This window comes from Nocardia sp. 852002-51101_SCH5132738 (assembly GCF_001665695.1).
GTDB lineage: Bacteria > Actinomycetota > Actinomycetes > Mycobacteriales > Mycobacteriaceae > Nocardia > Nocardia nova.
This window is the reverse complement of record NZ_LZML01000183.1, coordinates 292,297-312,054: the sequence shown is the minus strand read 5'-3', so window position 1 is coordinate 312,054 and position 19,758 is coordinate 292,297. Positions and strand designations below refer to the sequence as shown.

Genomic DNA, 19,758 nt, shown 5'->3' with positions numbered 1-19,758 from the left:
GGGAATACAACCGGGTCCGGGACTGGAATCGTGCAGACATCGCGGCGCGGCCGCGGGCGTCCGCCCCGGCTGAGCCGGGATCGCATCGTCGCGGCCGCCCGCGCGCTGCCGCCGGAAACACTCACCATGAAAGCGGTCGCCGACGCGCTGGGCGTCGACCGCAAAACGCTGAACTACTACGTCAGCGACCGGGACGGATTGCTGGAACTCGTCGCGCTGGACGCCTTCGAAACCGAGTTCCGCCGCCTGGCCCTGCCCGCCGAGGGCGATTGGCGGCAACTGCTGCGGCTGTTCGCCGCCGCGGTCGCCGAGGCCCTCTCCCAGGTCGGCGTCTTGATCTCCTATGTGCGATTCGGTGGCCGAGGCGGCCTGTCGACGCTGGCGGAGATCGAGCGGATATTCCAGTCGCTGGTCGGCGCCGGATTCGAGCCGATGGAGGCCGGGCGCACGCTGCGACTGCTCGCCGATATCGCGTACTCGGCGGCGCGCGAGGCCGCGGAGGCGACCCGGGGCCACGTCGACATCCAGGCCGAACATGTCGCCCGGACCCTGAATTCGGAAGCGGGACAAGAGTTCCCACTCCTGCGCCAGGTCGCGACCACCCGCGAGAGCGCCGCGCGCGTCGGCGAGCAGTTCGAATTCGACCTCGAGCTCGTGATCGCCGGGCTGGAACGCAAGCTCGAGGCACGCGGCCGGGCCTGAGACTGCCGGATTTCGATCCCGGTGACCGTAACGCTGGCCGGGCCCGGCCACCGGGTGGTTACCTACCGGACGTCCGACACGCTGGAAGAGAGGTCGTGCGATGTCCGTCGACGAGGCAACCGGCACCCCGGTGCGAGTGGTCCGGCTGGGAAACCACATCGGCGCCCGGATCGAGGGCGTGCGCCTCGGCGGCTCCCTGGACGCCGACACCGTCGCCGCGATCCGCGCGGCTCTGCACCGGCACAAAGTGATCTTCTTCCGGGGCCAGGACCATCTGACCGAGGACGGTCAGTACGAGTTCGCGCAACTGCTCGGCACACCGACCACCGCGCACCCGACGCTCACCTCGGCGGGGGTGAAGAGCCTGGCCATCGATTCGCAGCACGGCCGCTCCAATGTCTGGCACACCGACGTCACCTTCGTCGACCGCGTACCGAAGACCTCGATCTTGCGCGCGGTATCCCTGCCCTCCTACGGCGGATCCACCACGTGGGCATCCACCGTCGCCGCCTACGAGTCGCTACCGCACCCGCTGCGGGTGCTGGCCGAGAATCTGCGTGCCCGCCACACCAATCGCTACGACTACGCCGCCGACACCGACGACCGACCGGACGACGGAACTCGTTCGTACCGAACCGAATTCGAGTCCCGCTATTTCGAGACCGAACATCCGGTGGTGCACGTCCATCCCGAGACCGGTGAACGCGCCCTGCTGCTGGGCTGCTTCGTCAAGGAGATCGTCGGCCTGTCCACCGCCGAATCGCGCGCGCTGTTTCGCCTGTTCCAGGATCGGGTGACCCGGCTCGAGCACACCACCCGCTGGGATTGGGCGCCCGGCGATGTGGCGATCTGGGACAACCTCGCCACCCAGCACTACGCGATCGACGACTACGACGGCGCCGAACACCGCCGGCTCACCCGCATCACACTGGCCGGTGACATACCCGTCGGCGTCGACGGCCGGGCGAGCACGGTGATCGCCGGTGACGCGCAGGCCTATTCCCGCGTGGAGTCGCTCCCGCGAGCGGCGTGAACCGCGCGGCGTGCGGAACCGGAGCCGTACTGTCATTTAGTCTTTGACACACCGGCGTCCGGCGGCGGCGCGCGGACGGGTGCCGGCAGAGGGCTGACGATGGGAGTCCCGTGAACCTGTGGAATTACATCCGAGGGCGGGGTGACACTCTGGCCTTCCTCACCTATCAGCATGCGTCACTGGCGTTTCAGACGGTTCTCGTCGGCACGATCGTCGCCGTGCTCATCGCGATGGCGGTCTACCGGCTGCCGCTGCTGTCGCAGCTCTCGCTCACCTCGAGCCGGGCCGCGCTGACCATTCCGTCGCTCGCGCTGCTGGCGTTGCTGCTGGTGCCGTTCGGGCTGGGCGTCGTCCCGTCGTTCATCATGCTGGCGTTCTTCGCGGCGCTGCCGGTGATCGGCAACGCGATCGTCGGCTTGCGCTCGGTACCGGCCTCGGTGGTGGAATCCGCACGCGGAATCGGATTCTCCCGCACCCGCATCCTGCTCACCGTCGAACTGCCGATCGCGTGGCCGGTGATCCTGACCGGTATCCGGGTCTCCACGCAGATGATCGTCGGTGTCGCCGCCATCGTCGCCTACGTCCTGGGGCCGGGTCTGGGATCGCTGATCTTCAACGGCCTGTCGCGCCTCGGCGGCGCGAACGCCCTGGAGACGGCGGCCACGGGCACGATCCTCATCGTCATCGTGGCGCTGGTGTTCGACGCGCTACTCGTTCTGCTGGGCCGCCTCACCATCGCAAAAGGACTCTCATGACCGACGCTGTGACCGACCGGCCCGGACCGGCGACGCCGGAACGCAATGTCACCGGGGCCTCCATCGTCCTCGACTCGGTCGTGAAGCGGTACAAGGGCCAGGACAAGCCGGCCGTCGCCCGCCTCGACCTCGAGATCGAGGCCGGACAGATCGTCGCCTTCGTCGGCCCCTCCGGCTGCGGCAAGACGACCACGCTGAAGATGATCAACCGGCTGATCGAACCGACGGAGGGCCGCATCTTCATCGGCGGGCGCGACGTCACCAGCGAGGACCCGGACAAGCTCCGGCAGTCGATCGGGTACGTCATCCAATCCGGCGGCCTGTTCCCGCACTGGTCGGTGCGCAAGAACGTGGGCGCGATCCCGCGAGTGCTCGGCTGGGACAAGAAGCGGATCGCCGAGCGCACCGACTATCTGCTCGAACTCGTCGGCCTGGATCCCGGCGTCTTCGCCGACCGCCTGCCCAAGGACATGTCCGGCGGACAGCAGCAGCGGGTCGGTGTCGCGCGGGCGCTGGCCGCCGATCCCCCGGTGCTGCTGATGGACGAGCCGTTCGGCGCGGTCGACCCGATCACCCGGGTTCGCCTGCAGGACAGCCTGATCGCGATTCAGCACGAACTCGGCAAGACCATCGTCGTCGTCACCCACGATTTCGAGGAGGCCACCAAACTCGGCGACAAGGTGCTCATCCTGTCCGAGGGTGGGCACGTCGAGCAGTACGCGCGGCCCGAGGAGATCCTCACCGCACCGGCCACGCCGTTCGTGGAGGAATTCGTCGGATCCGGCGCCAAACTCGCCTATCTGACCGTGCAGCGGGTGCGCGACGTGGAGTGGGACGACGTGGTCACCGCCCGCATCGGGGAGCCGGCGCAGGCGGTGATCCAGCGCGCGCGGGCCGCCGGGCAGACCTGGGTGGTGGTCGTCGACGATGCCGGACGGCCACGGTCGTGGCCCTCGCTCACCGAACTGGCGAGCAAACCGGAGGTCTCGGACTACCTCGATCGGCGGTTGCCGGTCGTCGCTCGCTCCTCGACCCTCAACGACGCCCTCGACGCGATGCTGGCGGCCAGTCAGGGTGCGGCCCTGGTGACCGACGGACGCGGCGCGGTCGTCGGCTCGATCGGCATCGGCGCGGTGACCGAGACCATCCAGGCCGCACTCGCCGATGTGCGCTCCGAGGAACACGACACCTCGTACGAAACCTACGTCGACGGAACCGATCCCGCGCCCACGCCGGTGGTCGCCGCCGACGACGACGAACACGAATCGGCCGGGCAATCATGACCCGCCTGCGCCGGCTGCCGATGGACGTCTGGTTCGAGCCGCTGATCATCCTCGTCATCGGAATCGGCTACATCGTCTGGTATCGGTCGACCACATTCACCCCGACCGAACAGGCCTCGCTGGCCTGGTCCAACCTGCAGACCACGATCTGGTCGCATATCGAGCTGACCGTGGTGGCCACGGTGATCGTGGTCGTCGTCGCGATTCCGCTGGGTATCGCGCTGACCCGGCCCGCGCTGAAACGCCTGGAGCCGATCGCGGTCAACATCGCCAATATCGGCCAGGCGGCGCCGGCGGTCGGGCTGCTGGTGTTGTTCACCTTCTGGCTGGGCACCGGATTCCGTACGGCGGTCGTCGGTTTGGTGGTGTACGCAATTCTGCCGATCCTGCAGAACACCATCATCGGCCTGCGGCAGGTGGATCAGCGCACCATCGAGGCCTCGCGCGGGATCGGGTTCTCCGCCACCCGCACCCTGGTCCGAGTCGAGTTACCGCTCGCGGTGCCGGTGATCCTCAACGGGGTGCGCACCGCCCTGGTGATCCTGGTCGGCACCGCGACCCTGAGCACCTTCATCGGCGCCACCAGCCTCGGCACGCTGATCACCACGGGCGTCACGCTGTTCCTGCCGAAACTGCTCGTGTCCGGAGCGATCCTGGTCGGACTGCTGGCGTTGATCATCGACTGGCTGGGCAGACTCGTCGAACTGGCCGCGACCCCGCGAGGTGTGTCATGAGATCGGCACGGGCCCTGGCGGTGTGCGCGACCGTCCTCGCGGTGTCGATACTCGGCGGATGCGGTCTGGTGAGCTCGTCGGGAACCTTTCACGACGCGAGCCTGCCCGGCGGGCAGCGACCGCTCGACGGCGCGAAACTCGTGGTGACGTCGAAGAGTTTCACCGAGGGCGTGCTGCTGGGCAAGATCACCGCGACCTATCTGGCCGCGGCCGGTGCGAAGGTCACCGACCTGACCGGCGCACCGGGTTCGGCGTCGTCGCGGCAGGCTCAGCTCAACGGCGACGCCGACATCCTGTGGGAGTACACCGGCACCGGCTGGGTCAACTACCACAACGAAACCGAGACGATCTCCGATCCGCAGGAACTCTGGCAGCGCGTGCACGACATCGAGAAGCGCGAGCACAATCTGGAGTGGCTACCACCGGCGAATTTCAACGACACCTACGCGTTCGGTGTGTCCACGCCGACCGCGCAACGGCTGGGGGTGAAGTCGCTGTCGGATGTGGCAGCCTTGCCGGTGCGCGAGCGCACGTTCTGTGTCGACGACGAATTCTTCAGTCGCGCCGACGGTTTCATTCCGATGTTGCAGAAATACGGCATCCCCTACAACGATCCGAACGGCGTGCCCACCGGCAACGTCACCCGGATGGACGCCGGCGTCGTCTACACCGCCACGGCCAAGAGCTCGCCGTGCAATTTCGGCATGATCTACACCACCGACGGCCGGGTGAAGAATCTGAATCTCGTCGTGCTCGACGACGACAAGAAATTCTTCCTGCCCTACAGCGGCGCCGCCGTCGTGCGCGGTGAGATCCTGGACCGCTATCCGCAGTTGCGACAGCTGCTGGGTACGATTTCCGAACGCCTGACCAATGATCTGATGCAGGAACTCAACGGCCGCGTCGATATCGACGGCGAGGATCCCGCCGACGTCGCCTACGACTGGTTGAAGAGCGAAAAGCTCATCGAGTAGCTCATGGGGTCGACATCTCCCGCGCCGCCTGTGCGGCCGCCAGCCGTGGAATGATACCGCCGGCCAGGACCGTTTCCACCTGCCGGTCCGAAAGCCGGTGCCGCAGCGGGATATCCACATTCGCGGTGACATCGTGGGCGGTGATCGCGGAACCGGCGGTGAGTGCCGAACGCAGCCCCTCGATGCGCAGCACGTCGCCCACTCCGATGCGGCTGTAATCGGCGGGATCGGCGAATTCGAGCGCGACGATGCCGAAATTGGCCAGATTCTGCCAGTGGATGCGCGCATACGATTTCGCGATCACCGCCCGCAACCCGAGATACCTCGGCGCGATCGCGGCGTGTTCCCGGGACGAGCCCTGTCCGTAGTTGTCTCCGCCCACGATGACATGCCCGGTGGTGGCGGAGATATCGGCCGCATGCCGCGGATAGTCCGGATCGATGCGGGTGAAAGCGAATTCGGCGAGTTTCGGAATATTCGAGCGGAACGGCAGCGCCCGCGCTCCGGCCGGGGAGATGTCGTCGGTGGAGATGTTGTCGCCGACCACCAGCAGGACCGGCGCCTCGATCACGTCGGGCAGCGGATCGAAATCCGGCAGCGCGGAGATGTTGGGGCCCTTCACCAATTCCACCGTGCGCGCCTGCGCCACCGGCAGCGGCGGCACGAGCATCGCGGTGTTGACCGACGCCTGTGCGGGCAGATTCAGCACCGGATAGTCGAGGCCCAGGTCGTCGGCCAGATCGCGCGGATCGGTGATCGTCCCGGTCAGCGCCGATGCGGCGGCGGTCTCCGGGGAACACAACCACACCGCGTCCTCGTCGGTGCCCGAGCGCCCCGGGAAGTTACGCGGCATGGTGCGCAACGAATTGCGGCCCACGGCCGGCGCCTGCCCCATACCGATGCACCCCATACATCCGGACTGATGGATGCGCGCACCGGCGCGGATCAGTTCGAAGGTGGCGCCCATCTTGGTCAGGTCCTCAAAGATCTCGCGCGAGGACGGGTTGACGTCGAAGCTGACGTCGCTGTGGGTCTGGCGGCCGGAGACGATGGCGGCGGCCATCGCGAAGTCACGCAGCCCGGGGTTGGCCGAGGATCCGATCACCACCTGTGCCACCGGCTCGCCGGCGACCTCGCGCACCGGCACCACATCCCCGGGGGAGGACGGCCTGGCGATCAGCGGCTCGATCGTGGACAGGTCGATGTGCTCGTCGACGTCGTAGGTCGCGCCCTCGTCGGCCCGCAGTTCGGCGAAGTCGCCGGCGCGGTCCTCGGCGCGCAGGAAGTCGCGCACCGCGTCGTCGGCGGGAAAGACCGTGGTGGTGGCGCCGAGTTCGGCGCCCATATTCGCGATCACGTGCCGGTCCATCGCCGTGAGGGTCGCCAGACCGGGGCCGTGATATTCCACGATCCGGTTCAGCCCGCCCTTGACACCGTGGCGGCGCAACATTTCCAGGATCACGTCCTTGGCCGAACACCAGGGCGGCAGCTCACCGGTCAGCTCGACGCCCCAGATCTGCGGCATGGTGATGTAGAGCGGCTCACCGGCCATCGCGAGCGCGACCTCGAGACCGCCGACGCCGATCGCGAGCATGCCCAGCGATCCGCCGGCCGGCGTATGGGAATCCGAGCCGACCATCGTCGCGCCGGGTCTGCCGAAACGCTGCATATGGGTGGGATGCGAAACCCCGTTGCCCGGCTTCGAGAACCACAGCCCGTAGCGACGGCAGGCCGACAGCAGAAATTCGTGATCCTGGGCGTTCTTGTCGTCGGTCTGCAACAGATTGTGGTCGACGTACTGGGCGCTGAGCTCGGTGCGCACCCGGTCGAGGCCGAGTGCCTCGAGTTCCTGCATCACCAGGGTGCCGGTGGCGTCCTGGGTGAGGGTCTGGTCGATACGCAGCGCGATCTCCTCCCCCGGACGCATTCGCCCCGACACCAGGTGGGAGCCGATCAATTTCTGCGCGACGTTGCGGGGGCCGTCCCCGCGGATCTCCTGATCGGTCATCTGCCCTCCTCTGCGCCGGTCCTGGCGGGATCGCCGGATTCGGGCGCGGTCGTTGGTGCGATGTCCCTTCCAGGATGCGCCGATCCCCGCCGGCTCGCCGCCGTTTCGCCGCCCGCCCCTAAACCCGGCGCGCCCGCGGAGCGCGGTGACCGCGATGCCCCGACGTCGGCGAGCGCTGCGCGGGAACGTCCTGCAGCAATCCGTTCAGCCGCGCCCGCGCCGGAACACCTTGCCGGTCAACGGGTCTCGTTCGGTGAGGCAGTACACCCCGCCCACCGGGTCGTTCATCACCAGCCACTGCGCACCGCGCCGCACACGCCGGGCGCCGAGGGATTCGTGCCAGGCCGCCACCGCCTCGGCATCGGCGCAGGCGATATCGATATGGGCGCCCGGCTCCCGGTCGGCGTCCAAGCGCTGCAGCAGGATTCGGATCGGCAATCGCGCCGGCACGAGCAGCCGGGCGAACTCGGACCGGCCGGTGCGCCGCACGGGCCAGCCGGTGAGCGCGGACCAGAAGGCGGCCTCGCCGTCGTAGCCCGACGGCGGAATGTCGAAACAGAGCTGATCGACGCGGCTGAGGGTGCCGTCCGGCCCGGCCACCGGCGCCGGGATATGCCGCCCGTCACCGGTGGTCAGGCAGAACGGCAGGCCGTGCGGTGAACGCACGAGCGACCAGGTGTCGTGATCGGCGACCAGGGTCGCGCCGAGATCGCGCGCCGCGCGGCGGGCCCGGTCGAGATCGACGACATCGATGTCGAGATGGGCGCCCCCGTCCGCGCCGACCGCCTGCGCCGCCTGGTAGGCGTCGCCGGTCGCCGGGTCGAGGGTCGCGAACTCGGCGTGTTCACCCTGGCGAGCCGACAACCGGGTGCCGGTGACCGCCGACCAGAAGGCGAACGCCTCGTCGAAACGTGCGGCGGGCCGGTCGATGTACATCCAGCTCCAGCGAATCATGCACTCCTCCAGGCTCGTCGGACGGATCAGGCGGGCCGGAAGGGCGGGGTCGCGAGCTCACCGGCGAACACATCGGGCAGATCACGCTCGACGCTGTCGGGGAACTGCGCGGGCCGCTTCTCGAGGAACGCCGAGACGCCCTCGCGGGCATCGGCACTGGCACCGCGCTGGTTGATACCGCGCGATTCGACGCGATGCGAGATCATCGGATGTTCGGCGCCGAGGCCGCGCCACAGCATCTGCCGCGACAGCGCCACCGACACCGGCGCCGAATGCTCGGTGAGCCGTCGCGCCAGTGCCCGGGCCTGGTCCAGCAGATCGGCAACCGGATGCAAGGCGTAGAACAGACCCGCGTCCAAGGCCTCGTCGGCCTCGACCAGCCGGCCGGAGTACACCCAGTCCAACGCGGTCTGCATGGGCACCAGGCGGGGCAGGAACCAGCTCGAACAGGATTCCGGCACGATGCCGCGCCGATTGAAGACGAATCCGATCCGCGCGGTGTCGGCGGCGAGCCGGAAGTCCGCGGCCAGGGTCATCGTGATGCCCACGCCGACGGCGGGTCCGTTGACCGCGGCGATGATCGGCTTCTGCGATTCGAACATCCGCAGCGCCACCTCACCACCGCCGTCACGGAAGGTGTCGGTCGCCTCGGCGGCGAAGGTTTCGGCTCCGGCCGACAGATCCGCACCCGCGCAGAACGCGCGTCCCGCCCCGGTCACGATGATCGCGCGCACCCGGTCGTCGCGGTCGAAGTCGTCGAAGGCGGCGATCAGTTCCTCGCCCATCGCGGTGGTGAAGGCGTTGAGCTGTTGCGGGCGATCGAGCGTGATCGTGGCGATGGAGTCGGAGATTTCCCAGCGGATGTCGGCCATATCGGACAGCATGCCAGCAGCCCCGGGCGGTGACCATCCCCGTCACCGGGCCCCGCCCGGCACCGCGCGCGAATCCCGTTGCGCCGCCTGCTCCTTCGACGCGCGCGCCGCACGGCCCGAACGGCGCCTGCCGAACGGGCGGGCGAGCGGTCTCGGCCACCGGCATCCGCGCAGGCCGAGCCTATACTTGACATGCCAGCGCGACGGGCTCCGCGACAAGCAGTACAGACGGAAACGGTTCCGATGGCCGACAAGGATTCCATGGCGACCCAGCGCGACCGCTCCCTGGTGATCGACGACGGTCTGCGAGCGGCCGGGTTCGCCGATGCCCACATCATCGGACGGGGCGGATTCGGCGTGGTGTATCGCTGCCGCGAACTCGCACTGGGCCGCATCGTCGCGGTGAAGGTGCTCAGCGCCGCAGCCGATTTCGGCGACGAGAGTGTCGAACGATTCCTCCGCGAGCAGCGGGCCATGGGCGGGCTGCCGGAACATCCCAATATCGTCGCGATCCTGCAGGTCGGCACGACCGGCGACGGACGGCCCTATCTGGTGATGCCGTATCACCCGAGGGGCTCGCTGGAACAGCGGATCCAGCACGGCGGGCCGCTGGATATCACGACCGCGCTGCGCATTTCGGTGAAGCTGTCCGGTGCGCTGGAGACCGTGCACCGGGCGGGGATCCTGCATCGAGACATCAAGCCGGGCAACGTTCTTCTCACCGACTACGGCGAACCACAGTTGACCGATTTCGGCATCGCCCGGGTGGAGGGCGGCTTCCGCACCACCACCGGAGTGGTCACGGCGTCACCGGCGTTCACCGCTCCCGAGGTCCTGCGCGACGGCACCCCGTCGGTCGCCTCCGACATCTACAGTCTGGGCGCCACGCTGTTCTGCATGCTCACCGGCCACGCCGCCTACCAGCGCCGCTCCGGTGAACGACTGGTCGCCCAGTTCCTGCGCATCACCGAGGAACCGATTCCCGACCTGCGCCCCGGCGGCATCCCCGACGACATCTGCGAACTCATCGAGGAGAGTATGGCCACCGATCCGGGCGGGCGCCCGGTCTCCGCGATGGAATTCGGTGAGCGAGCGCAGCAGCTGCAACGTCACCGCGGACTGCGCGTGGACGAGATGGCGATCCCGACACCGGAGATTCCGGCGGCCGAACCCGCGCCCGCCGATCGCGTCGGAGAACCGACCCGACTCGGCCTGCTTCCCCCGGCCGACCTGGTGACGACACCACCGACCGCCGAAACCAAATTCCATCCCGCGCTCTCCCCGCGCCCGCTGGTGCGCCGTCCCCGCCTGCTGGACTCGATGGATCCCGAGCGCTGGCCGCGCCTGATCGTCGTGCACGCGCCTGCCGGTTTCGGCAAGAGCACGCTCGCCGCGCAGTGGGCGCAGCGGATGGTGAATCGCGGGGTCGCCGCATGCTGGCTCAACATCGACGACGACGACAACAACGCGGTCTGGTTCCTGCTGCATCTGATCGAAGCCGTCGGCCGGGCGCGACCCGCCCTGACCACCGAACTGCTGCGCGTGGTCGAGGAACACGGCAACGATGTGATGCGCTACGTGCTGACCACGCTGATCAACCGCATCCACGCCGACGGCGAGCGGCTCGTGATGATCATCGAGGACTGGCATCGCGTCACCGATGCCGATACCACCGCCGCGCTGCGTTTCCTGCTCGACAACGCCTGCCACCATCTGCAACTGCTGATCACCAGCCGCGAGATGATCGGACTACCGCTCTCGGCCATCCGGGTGCGCGACGAGCTGATCGAAATCGACTCCGCCGCCCTGCGTTTCGACGAGTCCGAGACGGCGGACTTCCTGACCCGGGTGGGCGGGCTCGCACTGGACGACGCCGATATCGACCGGCTGCGGACCGGCACCGACGGCTGGGTCGCCGGGCTGCAACTGGCGTCGATCTCGCTGCGCGGCCGCGCGGACCCCGGTTCCGCGATCGCCACCATGTCTGGACGGCACCAGGCGATCAGCGAATATCTGACCGACAACGTGCTCGACGCACTCGAGCCCGGATTGCTGACCGCACTGCTGGAAACCGCTGTCACCGAGAAGATCTGCGGACCGCTCGCCGCGGCGCTGACCGGACGGCCGCAGGGACGGGCGCTGCTCGAGGACATCGAGCGGCGGGACCTATTCCTGCGCCGCCTCGACGACGACGGCGAATGGTTCCGCTATCACACGTTGTTCTCCGATTTCCTGCGGCAGCGGCTGGAGCGCGACCATCCCGAACGCGTGCCGCGGCTGCACCGTCGCGCCGCCGAATGGTTCGCCGCCAACGACATGCTCAGCGAGGCGATCGACCATGCGATGGCAGCCGGGGAACCCGAGCGGGCGGTGGCGCTGGTCTCCGCCCACGCTCGCGAACTCGTGCAGCATTCGCATCTGGCCACCCTGGCGGCACTGGCGGCGAAACTGCCCGTCACCGACGCGGCGGCCGACCCGACCCTGCAGATCGCGCTGGCCTGGGCGGCGGTGTTGTTGCGCCGGCCGAGCCGCATGCACACCGCACTGCAGTTGGCGCTGGCCGCCGATTCGGCGAAACAGCGTCCGGGACATCGGAAATCCGATCTGGCGGTCGAGGCGTCGATTCTGTGCGGAGTGGAGGCGGCGCTCGCCGATCACCTCGACGGCCTCGAGGACACCGTCGAGCAGAGTCGCGCCCGCGCCGATTCGCTGCCGCCGTTCGTATTGGCTGCGGCGGCCAACCTGGGCGCCTTCGCCGCGCTGCACCGATTCGACTTCGACCGTGTCCACGAATGGCACCGGTGGGGCCGGATCTATTTCCGCGACATCACCGGAGCGCTGAGCATCATGTACAGCCACTGCTTCGCGGGGATGGCGGCGCGTGAGCAACTCGCCGAGGAGGCGGCCGAGGAGCATTTCCGCACGGCGCTGCATCTGGCGCGCACCACGACCGGGGAGAGTTCCTTCACCGCCCGCCTGGCCTCGGCCGCACTCGGCGATTTCCTCTACGACCGCGGCGAGATCGCGGAGGCGCACCAGCTGCTCGACGTCGCGGTGGAATTCGGATTCGAGGGCGGCACAGTCGATTTCCTGACCGGGGTCTACGGCACCGGTGCGCGGATCGAGGCGCTGCGCGGGGATCGCGCGGCCGCGGAGCGACTGCTCGCCTCCGGCGCCGAGGTCGCCACCGCACACGCCCTCCCGCGACTGTCGGCACGGATCGAACTCGAGCGGATTCGGCTGGGGATCGGTGAAATCGTGCCCGGCGAGCCGGCCGGCGCCCGCGCAGCGGAGGACGGCGTGGCCACGACGATTCGTGAACTCACCGAGGAAGCGGCCGTCCGGTGGCTGCTGCGGGTCGATCCCGAACGGGCGCCGCACCGCGCCGATGCCCTGCGACAGTCGATCGACGCCGCCGCGCGCCCGCGCGCCGCCCTGTGCGCCACACTGTTGTCCGCGAATTGTCTCGAGACGGTGGGCCGGTCGGAGGAGGCGGAGGCGGTTCTCGCGCCGGCCCTGCGCCGCTGCGTCGAAGTGGGGCTGGTGCGCCCGCTGCTCGACGAGGGCCCGGCACTGCTCGCCGTCGTCCGGCGACTCTCCGCCGGCACGGCGCGAAATACCCTGGGACAGAACGCGATAGCGCTCTCGCGGGCCGTCCTCGACCACCTCGGGTGAATCGGTGACCGGTCAGGAAGGCACGTCGGTGCGAGTCACGGTCAGTCCCGCAGCCCGCGCCAGCCCGGCGAACACCACGGCGTCGTGGACGGCCGCGCCGCCCGGATCGTTGTTGAAGTACACGTAACCGTCGGCGGGACCGAAGGTGTCCGCCAGCCGATGCGCCCATGCGGTCAGGGCGCGCCGGCCGTACCGGGGTTGCGGCCGCGCCAATCCGGAGTGCAGACGCAGATACGACCAGTCGGTGGTGCGCCACAGCGGCGTCACCGGGCGCGAGCGCGCATCCGCCCAGCACAGTGCCGCGCCGCGTTCCTCCAGTACGGTGCGGATGCGCGGTGTCCACCACGACTCGTGGCGCGGTTCGACGGCCACGCGCACGGTCGCGGGGAACTGTCGCAGACAGTCGTCGAGCAGGCCCGCGTCCGCCCGCAGGGTCGGCGGCAGTTGCACCAGGATCGGCCCCAGCCGGTCGCCCAGTCCCGCGGCGTGATCGAGGAGCCGCTGCACCGGCTCGGCCGGCTCGCGGAGGCGCTTGACGTGGGTGAGGAAGCGGCTGGCCTTCACGGCCACGACGAAATCCTCGGGTGTGCGTTCCCGCCAGGCCGCGAAGACCTCACGACTGGGCAACCGGTAGAAGGCGTTGTTGCTCTCGACGGTCGCGAAGGCGGCCGCATACCGTTCCAGCCACAGCCGCTGCGGCACGCCCGGCGGGTAGAGCACTCCGCGCCAGTCGCGGTACTGCCAGCCGGAAGTCCCGACGAACAGGGTCACATCGTCCATCGAACCAGACTCGTCCCGGCTCCGCTCGGACCCGGACGGGCACCGCGCCTATGACGATCGTTATAGTCGGTGGGCCGAGGCCGCCGAGGCCGCACGCATGAGACAAGGAGTACCCGCTCGTGAATCCGACCGATATCGGCACCCACCCGTTCGATCTCGCCACCGCGCCCGCGCCCGCCGGTGCGGGCCGCTATCTGGGCCGCACCACGGCGGAGTACTCGAATATGGTGGGCCCCTTCGGCGGAGTCACCGCGGCCACCGCCTTGCGCGCGGTCCTCGACGATCCGCGGTGCGCGGCCGAACCGGTGTCGATCACCGTCAATTACGCGGGCGCCATCGCCGACGGCCCGTTCACGATCGAGAGCACGCCGGTCCGGACCAACCGCAGCACCCAGCACTGGCTGCTGACGCTGACCCAGGACGACGCGGTGACCACCACCGCGACCGTCGTCTGCGGCGCCCGGCGGCCCACCTGGTCCGATACCGAGATCGAACCGCCCGCCGCGCCGCCCGCCGAATCGGTGGCCGTGGCGCCACCGCCGGAGTTTCCGGTGTGGATGCGCAACTACGAGATGCGATTCGTCGAAGGCGGCGGGCCGATCGCGTCGGATCCGCGGGAACAGCCGACCTCCACGACCACGCTCTGGGTGCGAGACCTCCCGGCTCGTCCGGTGGACTTTCCCGCGGTGACGGCCCTGGCCGACGTCTTCATCCCGCGGGTGATGGTGCGACAGGGCCGGATGGTCGCCGCCAGTACCGTCTCGCTCACCGTCTACTTCCACGCCGATGCGGCCGCTCTCGCCGCCCACGGCGACCGTCCGGTGCTCGCCACCGCGCGGGGACAGCATTTCGGCGGCGGCTATTTCGATCAGTCCGCACAACTGTGGGGCGCCGGCGGCAGGCCGCTGGCCACCACGCATCAGCTGGTCTACTTCAAGGACTGAACCGGCATCGCGACGGGCCGCAGCGGGTATGCCCCGAGCATGCAGTGGTTCACGGCGCCCGAGTACTGGTTCGCGCGCGAGGTGTTCCAACGCGGCCTCGCGGTCGTCTATGTGATCGCGTTCGTGGGCGCCGCGCGGCAGTTCCGGGCGCTCATCGGCGCCGGGGGCATGCTGCCGGTGCCCGCCTTCCTGGCCCGGTCGTCGTTCCGGGGCTCGCCGAGCATCTTCCATCTGCACTATTCGGACCGGTTCTTCGCCGGTGTCTCCTGGGCCGGTGCGGCGCTGGCGGTGGCACTGGCGGCGGGGGCGGGCGATCAGGTGCCGCTGTGGGCGGCGATGCTGCTGTGGCTGGCGGCGTGGGTCCTGTATCTGTCGATCGTCAATGTGGGCCAGGCCTGGTATTCGTTCGGCTGGGAATCGCTGCTGCTGGAGACGGGATTTCTGGCGGTCTTTCTCGGCAACGGTCACACCGCGCCACCCATTCTCGTGCTGTGGCTGGCGCGCTGGCTGCTGTTCCGGGTGGAGTTCGGCGCGGGGTTGATCAAACTGCGCGGCGACCCCTGCTGGCGCGATCTGACCTGCCTGTACTACCACCACGAAACCCAGCCCATGCCCGGCCCGCTGAGCTGGCTGTTCCACCACCTGCCCAAACCGCTGCACCGCGTGGAGGTGGCCGCGAACCACATCGCCCAGCTGGTCGTGCCGTTCGCGCTGTTCACCCCGCAGCCGATCGCGAGTGTCGCCGCGGCCGTCGTCGTGATCACCCAGCTGTGGCTGGTCGCCTCGGGCAATTTCGCCTGGCTCAACTGGTTGACGATCCTGCTGGCCTGTACCGCGATCGACGCCCGCTCGGCGGCGACCGTTCTGCCGCTACCCGATCAGCCCGCCTTCGCGGATCCGCCGATATGGTTCGTCGCGGTGGTCTGCGCCTTCACGGCCGCGGTGGCCGTTCTCAGCTATTGGCCGACGCGCAATCTGTTGTCCGGGCACCAGCGAATGAACGCCAGCTTCAATCGGTACCACCTGGTCAACACCTACGGCGCGTTCGGGCGGATCGAGCGCCGGCGATGGGAACTGGTGGTCGAGGGCACCCACGACCGGCACATCACCGAGCAAACCCGTTGGGAGGAATACGATTTCAAGGGTAAGCCCGGCGATCCGCATCGGCTGCCCCGCCAATGGGCGCCCTACCATCTGCGCCTGGACTGGCTGATGTGGTTCGCCGCCATCTCGCCGATCTACGCCCGCTCCTGGCTGGGCCCGTTCCTGCGGCGGCTGCTGATCAACGACCCGGCCACCCTGCACCTGTTGCGGCACAACCCTTTCCCGGACCTCCCGCCGGCCCATGTGCGAGTGCGCCAGTACCTCTACCGATTCAGCACCCGGGAAGAGCTGCGCCGCGACCATGTGTGGTGGCACCGCGACGCGGTCGGCGACTACGTGCCGCCCACCGCCCTCGCCTCCCCGCGGATCCGGCACGGTTGAGTCGTCCGGACGCCGATCAGGTCAGAACGGAGCGCTGCCCAACCCCGACGTATTCGCCGAGTGGGCGGATCAACGCATTCGAGGCGCCCTGTTCGATGATGTGCGCGGCCCAGCCGGTGATCCGGCTCATCACGAAGATCGGCGTGAAGGTCTCGATGTCGAATCCGAGCAGGTAATACGCCGGGCCGGTGGGAAAGTCGAGATTCGGCGCGATCCCGGTGGCCTCGGCCATCGTGCGTTCGAGTATCTCGTATATGCGCACCCACCGGCCGCCGTCGGTGGCAGCGGCGATATCGAGCAATGCCCGCTTCATCGTCGGCACCCGGGAATCGCCGTGCTTGTAGACCCGGTGGCCGAATCCCATCACCTTGTCCTTGTCCGCCAGCTTCTTCCGCAACCATGCTTCGGCTCGCTCGGGCTCGCCGATCTCGAGCATGTCGCGCATGACGGCCTCGTTCGCCCCGCCGTGCAGCGGCCCCTTCAACGCGCCGATGGCGGCGGTGACCGCGCTGTAGATATCCGACTGCGTCGAGGTCACCACGCGCGCGGCGAACGTCGAGGCGTTGAAACTGTGCTCCGCGTAGAGAATCAGCGAGACTTCGAACGCTTTCACCAGCTCCGGCGCCGGCACGGTCCCGAAACACATGTTCAGGAAATTCTGCGCGTATCCCAGATGCGAATGCGGCGTGATCGGATCGAGTCCGTGCCGACGGCGATGGTCGGCGGCCACGATGGTCGGCAGCACCGCCAGCATGCGTAACGCTTTGGCGCGGTTGGCTTTCGGCGAATTGTCGTCCTCGAGCGGATCCTCGGCGCCGAGGTAGCTGATCGCGGTGCGCACCACATCCATCGGATGGCAGGTGTCGGGCAGTTTCGTCACCAGCGACAGCAGCGACCGATCGGCCCGTCGCGCCGCGCGTTCCTGCTGGCAGAACCGTTCCAGCTGAGCGTCGTTCGGCAGTTCGCCGTACCACAGCAGATAGGCGACCTGTTCGAAAGTGCAGTGCGCCGCCAGATCCTGGACGGCATATCCGCGGTAGGTCAGCGAATTCGTTTCCGGCACCACCTTGGAAATCGCGGTGGTGTCGACGACGACGCCCGCCAGGCCCTTGTTGATCGCCGGAGTCGCGGACTTCGTCATCACTGGTTCCTTCCGAGAGTGAAAGTGAATATGTCGGAATCGAATTCGTTGTAGCGCTCGTATCGCAGCAGTTCGTAGAGGCGGCTGCGATGTTGCATCCGATCCAGCAGTCCCGCCTGGGTGCCGGTCTCGTGGATTTCGCGCAATCCGGTCTCGGCCGCCCACATCGCCAGGCGCAAAGTGGAGACCGGATAGATCACCGCGTTGTAGCCGATCGATTCCAGGGTCCGCGCCGGCAACAGTTCGGATTTTCCGAACTCGGTCATATTGGCCAGCAGCGGAATCGAGACCGCGGCCCGGAATTTCTCGAAGTCGGCCGCGCCGCTCAATGCCTCGGTGAAAATCAGGTCGGCCCCGGCGTCGGCGTCGGCGCGGGCCCGTTCGATCGCCGCGTCGATGCCCTCGATCCCGGCGGCGTCGGTACGCGCGCAGATGACGAAATTCGGATCACGCCGCGCCGAGACCGCCGCACGCACGCGGCGCACCATCTCGTCGGTGGGCACTACCGCCTTGCCGTCGAGGTGGCCACAACGCTTGGGATTCACCTGGTCTTCCAGGTGACAGCCCGCGAGGCCGGCCTCCTCGAGCAGCGCCACCGTGCGGGCGGCGTTCATCGGTTCCCCGAAGCCGGTATCGGCGTCGACGAGCACCGGCAGATCGGTCACCCGGGCCACCTGAGCGCCGCGGCTCGCGACCTCGGTCAGTGTGGTCAGCCCGATATCGGGCAGCCCCAGTTCCGCCGACACCACCGCCCCCGAGACATAGACACCTTCGAACCCGATGTCCTGAATCAGCTTGGCCACCAAGGGATTGAAGGCGCCGGGGAATCGCTGGATCGACCCCGACGCGAGTCCGGCGCGGAAGGCGACGCGTTTGTCGGCGGCGGAGGTGGCGGCGGCGAGCAGTCCGGTCATCGGAACAATCCCTTCGACAGTTTCGGGGCGCGGGCGAGCACCTCGTCGGACACCGTGAACGTCAGTTGCGGCAGTTCGTCCGCCGACAGCGAGCCCGCCCGCTGCGCGACGTCGAGGAATCGATCCTGTTCGGCCGCGTCGACGATGCCCTCGGCGAGCGTGCGGAATTTGGCGATGTACTGCTCGCGGGCGAACGGCCGCGCGCCGAGCGGGTGGGCGTCGGCGACCGCGAGTTCGTCGACGATCACCTCACCGCTGGTCAGCGTAACCTCGGCGCGGGCGCCGAAGGCCTTCTCGGCGGGATCGGTGGAGTGGTAGCGGCGGGTCCATTCCGGGTCCTCGGCGGTGGAGATCTTGCGCCACAGCTCGATCGTGTCGGGCCGGCGGGCACGGTCGGGCGTGTAGGAACGCTCGTGATGCCAGGTCCCGTCCTGGAGGGCGACCGCGAAGATGTACATGACCGAGTGGTCGAGGGTCTCCCGCGACGCCTCGGGATCGAATTTCTGCGGATCGTGGGAACCGGTGCCGATCACCACGTGGGTGTGGTGGCTGGTGTGCAGCACGATCGAGGCCACCCGGCCGAGGTCCCCGATGCGGTCGCGCATCCGCCGGGCCAGATCGATCGGCGCCTGGCTCTGATATTCGGCCGAATGCTCCTTGGTGTAGGAGTCGAGGATCGCTCGTTTGGGCTCGCCCGGACCCGGCAGCGGTACCGAATACTCGGCGTCGGGCCCGGCCAGCAACCGGGCGATCACCCCGTCCTCGCCCTCCCAGATGGGCGCGGGCGCACCCTCGCCGCGCATCGCCCGGTCGACGGCTTCGATCGCCATCTTGCCCGCGAAGGCCGGCGCGTAGGCCTTCCAGCTGGAGATCTCACCCTTGCGGGACTGCCGGGTCGCGGTGGTGGTGTGCAGCGCCTGACCGATGGCCTGATAGATCGTCTCGGTATCGAGGCCGAGCGCCGTACCGATTCCGGCGGCGGCCGAAGGGCCCAGATGCGCGACGTGGTCGATCTTGTGTTCGTGCAGGCACATCGCCCGCGCCAGATCGATCTGGATCTCGTAGCCGGTGGCCAGGCCGCGGATCAGATCACGGCCGCTGCGTCCGGCATGGTGGGCGGCGGCCAGAATCGGCGGAATGTTGTCGCCCGGATGAGAATATTCGGCGGCGAGAAAGGTGTCGTGGAAGTCGAGTTCGCGCACCGCGACGCCGTTGGCCCACGCGGCCCACTCCGGGGAATACGTGCCGGGAACGCCGAATACCGGGGCACCGGGCCGATACGGGTGCGCCAGTGCCTGCGCGCGGGCGTCGGCCACCGCACGCCGGGTGATCGATGCGGCGGCGACGGCGGCGTTGTCGATGATCCGGTTGACGATCATCTCTTCGGTCTCCGGCGCCACCGCGACCGGATCCGTGGCGATCTCGGCGATGCGCCACGCCAGGTGTTCGGCCCGCGGGAACACCTCGGCGGAGCGGTGCGTGTGAACGAGGTGATTCTTCACAG

Annotated in this window: 16 protein-coding genes; 9 read left to right on the top strand and 7 right to left on the bottom strand. The window is 68.5% G+C overall.

Annotated features, from left to right (window positions below; translation table 11 throughout):
* The first annotated feature begins 30 nt into the window (after window positions 1-30).
* The 6 genes from A5789_RS37495 (at window position 31) to A5789_RS28375 (ending at window position 5,481) form a co-directional block, all read left to right on the top strand.
* Window positions 31-702 carry a TetR/AcrR family transcriptional regulator C-terminal domain-containing protein gene (locus A5789_RS37495; RefSeq protein ID WP_064901246.1) on the top strand — a complete coding sequence of 224 codons (672 nt, stop codon included), beginning with the start codon at window positions 31-33 and terminating at the stop codon, window positions 700-702.
* A 100-nt stretch (window positions 703-802) separates the two neighbouring features.
* A complete protein-coding gene (locus A5789_RS28395) occupies window positions 803-1,735 on the top strand; it encodes a TauD/TfdA family dioxygenase (RefSeq protein ID WP_064901248.1) in 933 nt (310 codons plus the stop codon).
* Window positions 1,736-1,845: 110 nt separating this feature from the next.
* Complete coding sequence (locus A5789_RS28390; protein ID WP_064901250.1) at window positions 1,846-2,490, top strand: ABC transporter permease; 645 nt, start codon at window positions 1,846-1,848, stop codon at window positions 2,488-2,490.
* On the top strand, window positions 2,487-3,773 hold the full coding sequence (locus A5789_RS28385; protein ID WP_063015546.1) for an ATP-binding cassette domain-containing protein: 1,287 nt from the start codon (window positions 2,487-2,489) through the stop codon (window positions 3,771-3,773). The genes A5789_RS28390 and A5789_RS28385 overlap by 4 nt, the downstream gene beginning before the upstream one ends.
* Entirely contained in the window at window positions 3,770-4,507 is a 738-nt protein-coding gene (locus A5789_RS28380) for an ABC transporter permease (protein ID WP_030513812.1), read from the top strand. Before A5789_RS28385 ends, A5789_RS28380 begins: the two co-directional genes overlap by 4 nt.
* Window positions 4,504-5,481 (top strand): glycine betaine ABC transporter substrate-binding protein, encoded by a 978-nt coding sequence (locus A5789_RS28375; protein WP_063015545.1) that lies wholly within the window; start codon window positions 4,504-4,506, stop codon window positions 5,479-5,481. Before A5789_RS28380 ends, A5789_RS28375 begins: the two co-directional genes overlap by 4 nt.
* A 1-nt stretch (window position 5,482) precedes the next feature.
* On the opposite strand, the gene A5789_RS28370 is transcribed toward A5789_RS28375, so the two are convergent.
* From A5789_RS28370 to A5789_RS28360, 3 genes are all read right to left on the bottom strand, one after another.
* Window positions 5,483-7,489, bottom strand: coding sequence for an aconitate hydratase (locus A5789_RS28370; protein ID WP_064901252.1), 2,007 nt, complete (start codon window positions 7,487-7,489; stop codon window positions 5,483-5,485).
* Between the two features lie 204 nt (window positions 7,490-7,693).
* Entirely contained in the window at window positions 7,694-8,443 is a 750-nt protein-coding gene (locus A5789_RS28365) for a VOC family protein (protein WP_064901254.1), read from the bottom strand.
* Window positions 8,444-8,469: 26 nt separating this feature from the next.
* Window positions 8,470-9,315 carry a crotonase/enoyl-CoA hydratase family protein gene (locus A5789_RS28360; protein WP_063015585.1) on the bottom strand — a complete coding sequence of 282 codons (846 nt, stop codon included), beginning with the start codon at window positions 9,313-9,315 and terminating at the stop codon, window positions 8,470-8,472.
* Window positions 9,316-9,558: 243 nt separating this feature from the next.
* On the opposite strand from A5789_RS28360, the gene A5789_RS28355 reads away from it, so the two are divergent.
* A complete protein-coding gene (locus A5789_RS28355) occupies window positions 9,559-12,990 on the top strand; it encodes a serine/threonine-protein kinase (RefSeq protein WP_064901256.1) in 3,432 nt (1,143 codons plus the stop codon).
* A gap of 12 nt (window positions 12,991-13,002) precedes the next feature.
* On the opposite strand, the gene A5789_RS28350 is transcribed toward A5789_RS28355, so the two are convergent.
* On the bottom strand, window positions 13,003-13,761 hold the full coding sequence (locus A5789_RS28350; RefSeq protein WP_063015584.1) for a DUF72 domain-containing protein: 759 nt from the start codon (window positions 13,759-13,761) through the stop codon (window positions 13,003-13,005).
* A 128-nt stretch (window positions 13,762-13,889) separates the two neighbouring features.
* On the opposite strand from A5789_RS28350, the gene A5789_RS28345 reads away from it, so the two are divergent.
* Together A5789_RS28345 and A5789_RS28340 are read left to right on the top strand one after the other, a co-directional pair.
* On the top strand, window positions 13,890-14,714 hold the full coding sequence (locus tag A5789_RS28345) for an acyl-CoA thioesterase II (RefSeq protein ID WP_064901257.1): 825 nt from the start codon (window positions 13,890-13,892) through the stop codon (window positions 14,712-14,714).
* A gap of 39 nt (window positions 14,715-14,753) precedes the next feature.
* On the top strand, window positions 14,754-16,199 hold the full coding sequence (locus A5789_RS28340) for a lipase maturation factor family protein (RefSeq protein ID WP_064901259.1): 1,446 nt from the start codon (window positions 14,754-14,756) through the stop codon (window positions 16,197-16,199).
* A 16-nt stretch (window positions 16,200-16,215) separates the two neighbouring features.
* Here the strand turns inward: A5789_RS28340 and A5789_RS28335 are convergent, their stop codons facing one another.
* From A5789_RS28335 to prpD, 3 genes are read right to left on the bottom strand one after another with little or no spacing between them, the layout of a single operon-like run.
* Window positions 16,216-17,340: a bifunctional 2-methylcitrate synthase/citrate synthase gene (locus tag A5789_RS28335; RefSeq protein WP_063015539.1), complete on the bottom strand. Its 1,125-nt coding sequence runs from the start codon at window positions 17,338-17,340 to the stop codon at window positions 16,216-16,218.
* Window positions 17,340-18,254 (bottom strand): methylisocitrate lyase, encoded by a 915-nt coding sequence (prpB, locus tag A5789_RS28330; RefSeq protein ID WP_064901263.1) that lies wholly within the window; start codon window positions 18,252-18,254, stop codon window positions 17,340-17,342. The genes A5789_RS28335 and prpB overlap by 1 nt, the downstream gene beginning before the upstream one ends.
* Window positions 18,251-19,756 (bottom strand): 2-methylcitrate dehydratase PrpD, encoded by a 1,506-nt coding sequence (prpD, locus tag A5789_RS28325; RefSeq protein WP_064901265.1) that lies wholly within the window; start codon window positions 19,754-19,756, stop codon window positions 18,251-18,253. Before prpD ends, prpB begins: the two co-directional genes overlap by 4 nt.
* Window positions 19,757-19,758 lie beyond the last annotated feature (2 nt).